Source organism: Pseudonocardia alaniniphila, assembly GCF_022524485.1.
Taxonomy (GTDB): Bacteria; Actinomycetota; Actinomycetes; order Mycobacteriales; family Pseudonocardiaceae; genus Pseudonocardia; species Pseudonocardia alaniniphila.
In genome coordinates this window covers 330,421-341,973 of record NZ_JAKXMK010000007.1, presented here as the reverse complement: position 1 = coordinate 341,973, position 11,553 = coordinate 330,421, and the positions used below count along the sequence as shown (strand labels likewise).

The 11,553-nt window shown below is 68.0% G+C and carries 4 protein-coding genes and 1 pseudogene; all 5 read right to left on the bottom strand.

Annotated features, from left to right (window positions below; all coding sequences use genetic code 11):
• A pseudogene (locus MMF94_RS09975) lies at positions 1-482 on the bottom strand (non-ribosomal peptide synthetase); the annotation flags it as partial.
• A gap of 34 nt (positions 483-516) precedes the next feature.
• The gene (locus tag MMF94_RS09970) at positions 517-3,132 is read right to left on the bottom strand and encodes a Pls/PosA family non-ribosomal peptide synthetase (protein WP_241036017.1); all 2,616 of its coding nucleotides are present in this window, start codon (positions 3,130-3,132) and stop codon (positions 517-519) included.
• A 747-nt stretch (positions 3,133-3,879) separates the two neighbouring features.
• A complete protein-coding gene (locus tag MMF94_RS09965; RefSeq protein ID WP_241036016.1) occupies positions 3,880-8,922 on the bottom strand; it encodes a Pls/PosA family non-ribosomal peptide synthetase in 5,043 nt (1,680 codons plus the stop codon).
• Positions 8,894-10,114, bottom strand: coding sequence for an aspartate kinase (locus MMF94_RS09960; protein ID WP_241036015.1), 1,221 nt, complete (start codon positions 10,112-10,114; stop codon positions 8,894-8,896). The genes MMF94_RS09965 and MMF94_RS09960 overlap by 29 nt, the downstream gene beginning before the upstream one ends.
• Positions 10,114-11,523, bottom strand: a complete 1,410-nt coding sequence (locus MMF94_RS09955) for an aspartate aminotransferase family protein (RefSeq protein WP_241036014.1) — start codon at positions 11,521-11,523, stop codon at positions 10,114-10,116. Before MMF94_RS09955 ends, MMF94_RS09960 begins: the two co-directional genes overlap by 1 nt.
• Positions 11,524-11,553 lie beyond the last annotated feature (30 nt).

Here is an 11,553-nt window from a genome sequence, read left to right as displayed (position 1 = left end):
CACAACACGGTGTCCGCGGCGAGGTCGCCGCCGGCGCCCGCCGGGTCGAGCACGGTCTCGAAGGGCGGCTCGGACAGGCCCAGCTCGCCGCGCAGCTCATCGACCGGGAAGTCCTTGTGCGCCTCCAGGTCCGTCTCGACTCGGTGCGCGTCCACGAGAAGGGTCCGCCACGAGCCCGACTCCGTCGTGAGCCTGCACGGCAGCGGTCTGCCGCCTGCAGCGACGTAGCCGGTGACGACCTCCTGCTCGCCCGACAGCGCCGCGAGCACCTTGACATGCGCGGCCAGCAGCACCGAACCGAGCGATACAGCCTGCTCGCCCGCGAGGCCGCGCATGGCGGTCACGAGCTCGTCAGGAACCGGCACCTCGTGCTCGGCGACGCCCGGCGCCGAGTCCAGGGTCCACCGCGGGATCGCCGTGAACCCACCGGCGACGAGCACCCCACGCCAGTAATCCCGGCTGCCCTCCGCTGGCATTCCCATTCCAGCCTTCCCTTCACGCACCGTGGTCACGGTGTCACTTTCCGCCAACCTGGACGGTGGCGCGATTGTCATCAATCTCCCGGGCGGGATTTCCGCCCCAACGGGCACACGACGGGACGTCCTCGCCCTTCATCAAGAAGGAATCCGGGGCGAGAACCGCACCCTCCCCCATCGTTACTCCGTAGTGGACCAAGGAACCGACCCCGAGCGTGCTTCCGGCGCCGATCGTGATGTGATCGGACTTGAAGGCGCCGTCCTCCTGCGAGTGGCTCTGCAACCGGCTTCCGGCATTGAGCGTGCAACCGTCACCGACCGTAGTGAGGGTCTTCTCGATGATTGCGCAGCCGTCGTCGAAAACGCGCGCCCCGAGGCGCACCCCGAGAAGCCGCCAGACAACGTTCTTGAACGGTGTGCCGTCCAGCACCTTCGGGTTCACCGACAGCTTCCAGAAGCGCTCGTGCCACCAGAAGTACGAGTCGTAGATCGAGCAGTACCGGGGCCGGAGCCGTTGGAAGTGACTCACGGCACGCTCCACCAGCACGAGGTAGAAGATCCCGAACAGCAGGGTGAGCACACCGGCGCCCGCGATCACTGCTGCACCGAACGATCCATAGAGGTCCGCGGTGGTCAACAGGACGAGGGAGATCACGTAGAAGAGGAACCACCGCGCAACCAAGAACAATCCCATACTGGCAATGTCGTAACGGTTCTTCGCGGCGACGGCGCGGCGCTGCTGACCCCGTTTGAGGTGGGCCATCCGAGTGTCCCGCTGCACCGATCGGGGAATCTCGAAGCTGTTCGATCCGAGAACGCCCGTATTCGCCCGAACCGCACCGTCGACGGGGATTGCGACCTTGGTCGCGAGGAGGCAGTTGTCGCCGGTCCTGCCGTGCGCGGGATAAACGACCCAGTTTCCGATGAAGTTGTTCGAACCGATCGAAGCCGGTAACACCCGGAAGGACGTGCTCGAGTAGTCGGCATTCATGATCGACAGTCCGTCGGCGACCACCGTGCCGCTACCGACCGAGGTCACGAACGGGTTCTCCGACTTCACCTCCATGCCGAAGTTGCACCCGGTCTGCACGACCGGCGTCAGCTTGTACCCGATCCATCGGAGGTAGTTGACGATGTACGAGGTGTCACCGAAGAGCGTTGTGAAGAACCGCACGTTGGTCGTCCGTGCGATCAACCGGTGGGCGGAGGCGCGGAAGCCGTAGAGGCGGTAGACCTTGCCCGGCTCGATCAACTTGTTCAGCAGGCGCGGGACGGTGCCCACGAACAGGAGCCCGAAGATCATCAGGCCGAGGAACAGAGCGGTCGAGAAGATCAGGGCGTCGCGGTGGAACCACCAGCTCGTGAAGGCGGCGGGGTCCCCATCCATGAGCGTGTTGAGCGCCGGCACCTCGGCGAGCAGCAGCACCAGGCCGCCGACCACAAGAGGCATGCCCACGAGGAGCACTTTCAGCACCTGCGTGAGACCGAACATGAACCTCCGGGCGCTGGAGTGCCCCGGCACGGGCGCCACCCGGTAGTCCTCCCCGATCAGCTGCGCCGGCGACCCGGACCAGCTCTCGCCATCCGGCACGACCTGCCCGCTCTGCAGGGAGGAGGCGTGGCCGACCTGCGCGCCATCGCCCACCGCGGTGTTGATGTCGAGCACCGTCATCTCGCCGACGAACGCGTCCTTCCCGAGGGTGATCGCCCCCGTCTGGATCACGCCGGCGTAGGCGCGGTACCCGTTGAAGAACACGTCCTTACGAACCACTGCACCATCGCCGATGGTGAGCATGTCGGTACAGACGGGCATGTTCCGAGAAAAGATCGCGGCGCCTCGTCCGACCTTCGCACCCAGCGCCCGCAGATACATGTTGTAGAGCGGCGAGGTCGTGCTCATGCGCGAGCGACCCCCGATGAACAGGAGCAGCGGGTTCGACCGGACCAGCGTCTTGACGATCCAGAAGCGGACGTACCCCAGGCTCCACACCCGAATCTCACTAGGCTTCCAACGACCGATGATCAGCCATTTCGCCACGACCGGCAGAAGACACAGGCAAATCACAGCAACGGTGCCGAACTCGACCGACCGCAGGTAGATATCGCCCAGACTCGGCGCCGCCGAGATCCAGAGATAGCCCTCGTCGGTGACGATCGCGGCGAGGTACGAATATGCCAGAAAGGTCAACAGCTGCAGCGCCGCACAGAAGACGTACTCGGTCCTGCTCGCCGGTTTCGCAGCGGCCGGCGCCGACACCGGAAGCACGGCCGGATCGACCTTCGCGACAGGCGTCGTAACGGTTGGCAGCCAGGTGACGACCGGATCCGGCGCATCCGGGGTGACCGCCTTTGCCAGACTCCGCACCGTCTGGTTCCGGTAGACGTCCTTTATCGACACCGACGGCAGGTCCGCCCGTTTTCTCACCCGGGCACAGAAGTGCGCCATCACCAGCGAGTCGGCACCCAGATCATCGAAGAAGTGGCTGTCGACCGGCACCCGATCGACATGCATGACGTCCGCCAGCACGCTGGCAAGGCCACGTTCGGTGCTGGTCAACGACTCGGCGTAGCCGCCGTGGGCGGTGGTCAGCGACCCACCCACGGCGGTGAGGGATTCGGCCACGACGTCTGTCAGGACCTCCGTCGACTCTCCCACTACGCGGGCTCCTTGCGCAGGAAGCCGACCATTTCGGCGCAGGCTCCGGGGAGCTCATCGCAGAGCCGCTCCGACCAGTCGGAAGAAAGATCCTCACAGTGACCTACATCGCTCCCGAGATCGGGAATGAACAGGTGGCGCGGGGAACCTGGAGCACTTGGCCAAGATTCCGTCTCGAATCGCGCAACCGGCACATCCCCAACCACACACGGCGCGTCGAACCCGCCATGTCGGAGCAAGGTCATCGATCCTCCCAACGTGCAAGTACCCAACTTCCTTACGTGCGACCACTCATCAGGGTTCAGATCGCGCCGAGCGCGATCTCCTGGTCCCGGGCTTGGCGGTGCGATCCGCACTTCCGGCCGACGCGCCCGAGAACCTGGCGGTCGGAGAGAGACATCCGGGAAATCGTGGGTACGGCACTGAGTGTTTCACCGCAGATCGGCGTTCACCCGGCTGGCCCCCACCCCATCAAAAGTGTAACCCGAACGCGCGCAGATCCCACACCTTGTGACGATCGCCCCGCCCCGCTCCGGCTGTTACAGTGAAGATCTTCGATCCCGTCTGGGTCAAGAGAACACAAATACTCACCCATGCGGCCCCATTTCGGTCGGGTATTTCGCCCGAGTTCGCGCAGATAGCAGTAATATCATCTAGCTGCGCGATCTGCGCACTCACCCGTCCGGCCCCGGAATGGCGGAGTCCGGCCATCCCCTTCGGGATGGCCGGACGGCCTGTCGGGCCTGCTCAGCGCCCTGTACTGCCAGGTGTGGACGCGTCCTCGTCCGGCGTGTCCGATGCCGATGACGGCGTCGGCGGCGTTCCCGAGTCACCGCGGGGCGGGCGCTGCGACCTCGACGTGGGCGCCTGCGTCACATCCGAGGGCGGCCGGCTCACAGGGTGCCGCGTCGCCGGAAGCCGGACCGCAGAGGGCTCGGAGGCAGGCGGCTGGTCCACAGACGGCGGTGCCGCAGGAGGCCGGACGACCGGCGGTTGCACCGCGGGCGGCCGGAGCACGGGCGGCAGGGCCGCAGGCGACTCCACCACCGGCGGGTCGACCGCAGGCGGCTGCTCGGCGGGCGGTTCCGCTACTGGCGGCTCCGCCACAGGCGGCTCCGCTGCAGGCGGCTGGGCCACGGGAGGCTGGGCCACAGGAGGCTCCGCTACTGGCGGCTCCGCCACAAGAGGCTCCGCCACCGGCGGCTGGGCCACCGGAGGCTGGGCCGCGGGCCGGCGGATCGCGGGCTGCTCTGGCATCGGTCCCCGCGCCGAGTTCCGCGCGCGCTCGACGGCTGCGCCCTGCACCGCCCGCCCCGGGCCAAGTGACTGCGCCGAGCCCGGTGACGATTGTCTCGCCGCGCCGGGATCGGGCGTGACGGCGATCTCGTCGCCGTCCGGCACCGTCTCATGTGGCTCTGTCCGCCGCTGTGGCACCCCGGGCTCCAGTTGCGGCTGTGCGCCCGTCGCCGGGGGCGGCGGGACGGAGCCCGTGGCCCCGTCCGGTGGCACCGCGACGGCGGCCCTCCTGTCAGGAGTGCTCGCCAGCGCGACCGTCACCGCGATCGAGAGCGACAGCGCCATCGAGACCGCGACGGCCACCCCGGCCGGAAGAATGCGCGGCATCGGGAGGGGGGCCACGGGCGTCTCGATGGCCGCCAGCACCGGCGGAGCCGGGATGACCGCACGCAACGTCGCCTCCTGCATCTCGACGGCGGGGTTGCCCCGCCACCGAGCGCCCGCGGCCACCTCCTCGCCCTTCATGAGGAAGGAATCGGCGTCGATCACGGAGTCCGGGCCCGTCGTGACGCCATAGTGGACGAACGCCTGGACACCCAACGTGCAGCGTGCACCGATCACCGTGCGGTCGGACTTGAAGGCACCGTCCTCGAGGGAGTGGCACTGGATGACCGTGCCCTCGTTGATCGTGGCCTCGTCGCCGATGATGGCGAGGGTCTTCTCCGGGATCGAGCACCCGTTGTCGAAGACCCGGCGCCCGACCTTGACTCCGAGCATCCGCATCATCATCGGCCTGAAGGGCGTGCCGTTGAACAGCGGCGCGGCGAGCATCTTCCAGTGCCGTTCGTGCCACCAGAAGTAGGGGTCGTAGATGGAGCAGACCCGTGGCTTCAGGGCGCGGAACCCGGTGGTGAGCCGCTCGACCAGCGTGGAGTAGCCGATTGCGAGCAGCATCACGAGGAGCAGCGCCGCAGCCACCGCCCACTGGCCCAACAGGTGGTAGAGGTCACCGGCCATGGCGGTGACCAGCAGCAGCAGGAACGTCTGGAACCATCGCACCATCAGGAACAGGACAATGGTCCGCCGGTTGTAGCGGTTCTTGAGGGCGAGCCCGCGCTCCAGCTCCGCCCCCGTCTTACGCAGGTCGTCGTCTCGCTGTACCGAGCGCGGGATCTCGAAGCACGGCGACCCGAGCAGCCCGACGTTCTCCCGCAACGGCCCGCCGATCGGGATCATCGCCTTCGTCGCGAGCAGGCAGTTGTCACCGACCTTCGCCCCGACAGGGAAGGCGAGGCTGTTGCCGAGGAAGTTGTCCTCACCGAGCTGGGCCTTGGCAACCCGGAAGGAGGTGCTGGTGTAATCGGCGTTCATGACCGTCAGGCCGTCGGACACCATCGTGCCGGCGCCCACCGTCGTCAGGTAGGGCGTGTCGTGAGCGAGCTCGGACCCGAAGTTCGAGCCGGTCTGCACCACCCGCGGGAGCCGGTACCCGAGCCACTTCAGGTAGTGGACGATGTAGGAGCTGTCGCCGAAGACCGAGTGGTAGAACCGCACGTTCGTCAGGCGCCGGATCATGCGGTGGACGTAGTAGTGGAAGCCGTAGAGCGCGTGCACCTTCCCGGGCACGACGAGCCGGCTGAGCAAGCGGGGCACCACGGCCACGCCCACCAGCCCGAGCACAGCGGCCCCGAGGAACAGCACCAGCGATACCGCCAGCACCTCGACGTAGAACAGCCAGCCGGTGAGCCGGTGGTGTCCCTCACCGAGCAGCTCAACCGTCCACGGCACGACCGAGACCACCTCGACCAGCACGGCCAGCCCGAGCGGGGCGAGCAGCAGCACGTTGAACAGCTGCAGGAAGCCGTACCAGAACCGGCGCACCTTGCCACAGCGCGCTTCGGCGATCACGCGGTAGTCGACGTCGGTGGGCACCGCGGGTGACCCGTGCCAAGCCTGCCCCGTCGGAATGTGCTGACCCGGATGCAGCGACGAACAATGGCCGAGCTGGGCGCCGTCACCGATGGACGTGCCGATCTCGAGCACGGTCTTCTCCGCCACCAGGACGTTGTTTCCCAGCGTGATGGGACCGATCTGGATCATTCCTGCCTGCGCCCGGTAACCCAGCACCACCGCGCTCTCGCGGATCACCGTTCCGGCGCCGATCGTCAGCATGTCGGTGCAGACGGGAACGGAGCGGGAGAAGATCGTCGTGCCGGGCCCGATCTTCGCGCCGAGTGCACGCAGATACAGGACGAAGAGCGGCGAGCCGCGGAAGAGGGCCATCGGGTTGGCGCGGATGAGCAGCTTGACCAACCAGAAGCGGAAGTACCGCAGGCCCCAGATCGGGAACTCCGTGGCCTTCCAGCGTCCGATCAGCAGCCATTTCGCCACGATCGGCAGCAGGCAGTACCCCGCGAACACCGCAGCGCCGTACGCGAGCGAGCGCAGGTAGGCGCCCTGCCAGTCGGTGGCTCGCGACACCCAGTCGAACCCCCGCTCCAGCACGACCCCGCCGAGACACAGCGAGGCGACGAAGGCCAGTAGCTGCAGCGTGCCGCACAGCACGTAGCCCGCCGTGCTCACCCGCTTCGCCCTCACCGCGAGCGACTTGGCCGGGACCACGGGCCGGACCGATGCCGAGTCGTCAGCCGAGACGGGCTGCCGCGCGACGTCCGGTTCCGGCAGCGACGCGGCGAGCGAGGCGACCGTCGGATGCGTGTAGACGTCACGGATCGAGATCGACGGCAGGTCGTCGCGCTTGCGCACCCGCCCACAGAACTTCGCCATCAGGAGCGAGTTGGCGCCGAGATCGTCGAAGAAGTGGCTGTCGGCCGACACATGGTCGACGCCCACGGTTTCCGCCATGAGCTCGGCCAGCACCTGCTGCGTCACGGTCGACGGCTCCACGACCTCGCGCGCCACGCGCAGGCCCCGCTGTGTCGGCGCGGGCAGGTTCTCCCGGTCCGCCTTGCCGTTCGTGGTCATCGGTATGACGTCGAGCTGTTCCAGGTACGCCGGAACCATGTAGGCGGGCAGCCGCTCGGACAAGGCCGCATGGACCTCGGCCGGCTCCACGTTCTCGGTGTCGCGGCGCAGGCTGTAGTAGCCCACCAGTTCCACGGTGCCGTGCGCCGGCTCGTAGGTGTCCACCACCGCCTGCGCGATTCCCGGCACCTCGAGCAGCACCGACTCGATCTCGGTCAGCTCGATCCGATATCCGCGGATCTTCACCTGCAGATCGATGCGGCCCAGGTACTCGATCTCCCCGTCGGGATTCACCCGGCCCAGGTCGCCCGTGCGGTAGATCCGCCCGGACGGATTGTCCGGAACACCGAGGAAATCCGGGACGAACGCCGACTCCGTCAGATCGTCGCGGTTGACGTAGCCGATCGCCAGGCCCACCCCGGCGATACCGATCTCCCCCGTCTCACCGAACGGCAACGCCCGCCCCGGATCCTCGGGATCGAGAATGACCGTGGCATAGGTGGGTAACGGCCCGCCGATCGTCACCGGCCGGTCCGGATCCAGCACCGTCCATGTCGCTGTCACCGTCGCCTCGGTCGGCCCGTACACGTTCAGGAAGCGGCGACCCGGCCGTGACCAGCGCACGATCAGGTCGTGCGGGCACGCCTCCCCCGACACCAGCAGGAACCGCACCTCCGGCAACTCGTCGTCCAGCGTCGCCAACAGGGTGGGCACGCAACACATGGCGGTGACCCGCTGCTCGGTGAGGAACTCGTGGAGATCCACGCCCAGCAAGCTCGACCCCGACGGCTTCGGCACGAGCGTCGCACCGACCGCCCACGGCACCCAGATCTCCTCGACGGAGAAGTCGAACGCCATGGTCAGGCCCTGGTACACACGGTCGTCGGACCGGTACCCGTACACCTCGGTCGCCACCCGCACGAAGTTGCAGATGGCCGAGTGGGCCACCGCCACACCCTTCGGGCGCCCGGTCGAGCCCGACGTGTAGATGATGTACGCGGGCCCGTCGGCGAACTCCCCGCGCTCGTCGGGATCGAGTCGCTGTTCGTCGTACTCGTCGATGTCGGCCGCGGTCGAGTCGAGGCACACCACCTCGGCGTCGGCATCCGCCAGGTGCGGCCGCAGGTGCTCGAGCGACAACACCACGGCCACGTCGGCGTCGGACACGATGAAGGCGAGCCGATCGGCCGGGAAGCCCACATCCAGCGGCACGTACGCGGCGCCCACCTTCAGCACCGCCAGCATGCCGACGTAGGCGCGCACCGCGTCGTCGAGCAGCAGCGCCACCCGCTCACCCGGGCCGACGCCCAGATCCAGCAGGTAGCGGGCCAGCCGGTTGGCGCGACAGTCCAACTCGGGGTAGGTCAGCGCCTCCTCGGCCCCGTCCACCGCCAGGTGGTCCGTCCGGCCGGCAGAAGAGAGCTCGTCGCACCGGTCCTCGAACAACTGCTCCAGACGTTCCCCCGGGCGCCACCGGACCCCCCGACCGGGCTCGTCACCGACGAGGACCAGGTCGGACAGTTCCGGCGGGACCCCTGTCTCAGGATGCCGATCGCGTAACACGGTCACGCCTCCGCTCAGTGCCGATGTCCTGGTGAAGACCGAACGTCTTGTGGAGCAGCCGGACCGCGTGGTGCACGGTGCGTTCCGGCACGTGGAAGGAGACGCGGCTCGGGGTGCTCGTCACCAGCTGGGGCTGGATGCCCTCGGCCTCGAGGGTGCGCAGCGCCCGTGCGGTCACCCCGGGGCGCCGGCCCACGCCCGAACCGACGATGCTCACCGAACCCATGTCGTCGCGGACCAGGACGCGGGCTCCCGCGGCGAACAGGGCCGCGACGATCTCGGACTCCTCCGCCCCGGGGGCCGTGATGTGCACCTTGTCGCCGTCGCGCACCATCGAGCCGACGGCCGCACCGCGCTCGGCCAGGGCCGCGGTGATCACCGCGGGCGACGCCCCGGAGACCGTGTAGAAGCTCTCGCGCTCCCGATGTGCCACCCCGGTGATGTCGGGTTGATCGAACACGGTCTCCTCCTGCAGCCAGGTCCCGGCAGCCGTCGTGAAGCTCGACCGCACGTGGATGTCGATGTCGTGGGCAGCGGCGAGCTCCACCGCGAGAGGCTGGAGAACCCGCGCACCCGCAGCGGCGAGCTGCAACATCTCCTCCCGGCTGATCGTGGCCAGCTGCCGCGCATCCGGAACGACCCGCGGATCCGCCGAGAACACGCCGGCGACGTCGGTGAAGATCTCGCATTCGCGCAGTCCGAGAGCCGCGGCGATCGCCACGGCCGAGGCGTCCGAACCGCCGCGTCCCAATGTCGTGACGTCACCCGACGGGGAGATCCCCTGATAGCCGGCCACCAGGACGACGGCCCCGGTGTCGAGGGCGTCGAGGATCCGTTGCGGGCGTAAGTCCTGCAATCGTGCGTTGCCGTAGTGGGCGTCGGTCAGAATTCCGGCCTGCGCACCGGTCAACGACACCGCTCGCGATCCCAGATCGTGCACCGCCAGCGCGGCGAGCGCGCAGGAAATGCATTCGCCCACGGACAGCAGCGCGTCGAGCTCACGGAGCTGCGGGCGCGACGACATCGCGTAGGCCATTCTGTTGAGCTCATCGGTGGAACCGCCCATGGCCGAGAGCACCGTCACCATCCGATGACCTGCCCGCTGGGCGGCGACCATTCGTTCTGCGACCGCTCGCAGACGGATCGGATCGGCGACCGAGGTTCCGCCGAACTTCCACACCAGGGCCGGCTGCACCATCAGGTCCGCGCCCTCACGGGAGCAGGAACCAGACTCAGCAGGCGTCCGGACTTCGGCGCGCAGTGCTCGATGGCGTCGATCAGAATCGTGCACGCCATGTCGACCACTTCGGCGGTCACGTTCAGCGGAGGCAACATCCGCACCACCGTGTCGTTGCGGCCGCCCAGCTCCACGATGAGGCCCTCACGAAGCGCCCGGGCCTGCACCTTCCCCGCAAGCTCTCCCGGTGCTGAGCCCGGAGCGTCCTTGAGCTCGACTCCCCACATCAGGCCCCGGCCCCGCACCTCGCGAACCCAGCGGTTCCCGCTCAGCTCACCCAGCCGCCGGTCGATCTGGAGACCTCGACGCCGGACGTTGCCCAGCACGTCGTCGCGCTCCACCACGCGCACGGCCTCGGCACCGGCCGCGAATGCCAACTGGTTCCCGCGGAACGTTCCGGTGTGCGCCCCCGGCGCCCACACGTCGAGCCGCTCGTTGTAGAGGATGATCGCCACCGGCTGACCGATCCCGCTCAGCGCCTTCGAGGCGACGATGACGTCGGGCTCGATCCCGTACTGCTCGAAGGCGAACCACGTGCCCGTCCGCCCGCATCCGGTCTGCACCTCGTCCACGACCAGAGGCACACCGAGCTCGCGGGTCAGCAGGCGCAGCCGGCGAACGAACTCGTCGTCCGCCGGGACGACTCCGCCCTCGCCCTGCACCATCTCCACGACCACCGCGGCCGGCAGCGGAACGCCACCGTTCGGATCGCGCAGCGATCGTTCCAGGAAGCCGATGCAGTTGGTCGAGCAACTGTCGCGGGCCAGCCCCATCGGGCAACTCGAACAGTTCGAGTACGGGAAGAAGTGCACTCCTGGCACCCCGTTGGCGACCGAGCCCTTGTTCGCCACCACCCCCGTCACTGCCGTCCCGAGGTGCGTCGTTCCGTGGAATCCGCCTTGGAACGACACGACATCGCCACGACCGGTGGCGATCTTGCACAGCTTGATCGCCGCGTCCACCGCATTGGCCCCCGTGGGGCCACAGAAATGCACCTTCATCCGCTCACGCAGACCCGACGGCAACATCGACAGCTGCGCTTCGGTGAACGCGTCCTTCGCGGGGCTCGGCAGATCGAGCCCGTGGGTGAAACGGCCGAGCTGATCGATCACCGCCTGCACGAGATCGGGATGGTTGTGCCCCAGCGACAACACGCCGGCGCCGGCCAGGAAGTCGATGAACACGTTCCCGTCGACGTCCCGCACGAAGCTCCCCGACGCCGTCTCGACAGCAATCGGAAAATGGCGCGGATACACCCGAGCGTTCGACTCACGACGACCCTGACGGTCGAGGAACTCCTGCGACCGTGGCCCCGGTACCTCCCCCACCACACAGGGCCGCGCAAACCCACCATGCTCGAGCAAGGTCATCGATCCTCCCAGCCTGCGGGCCACGGACAG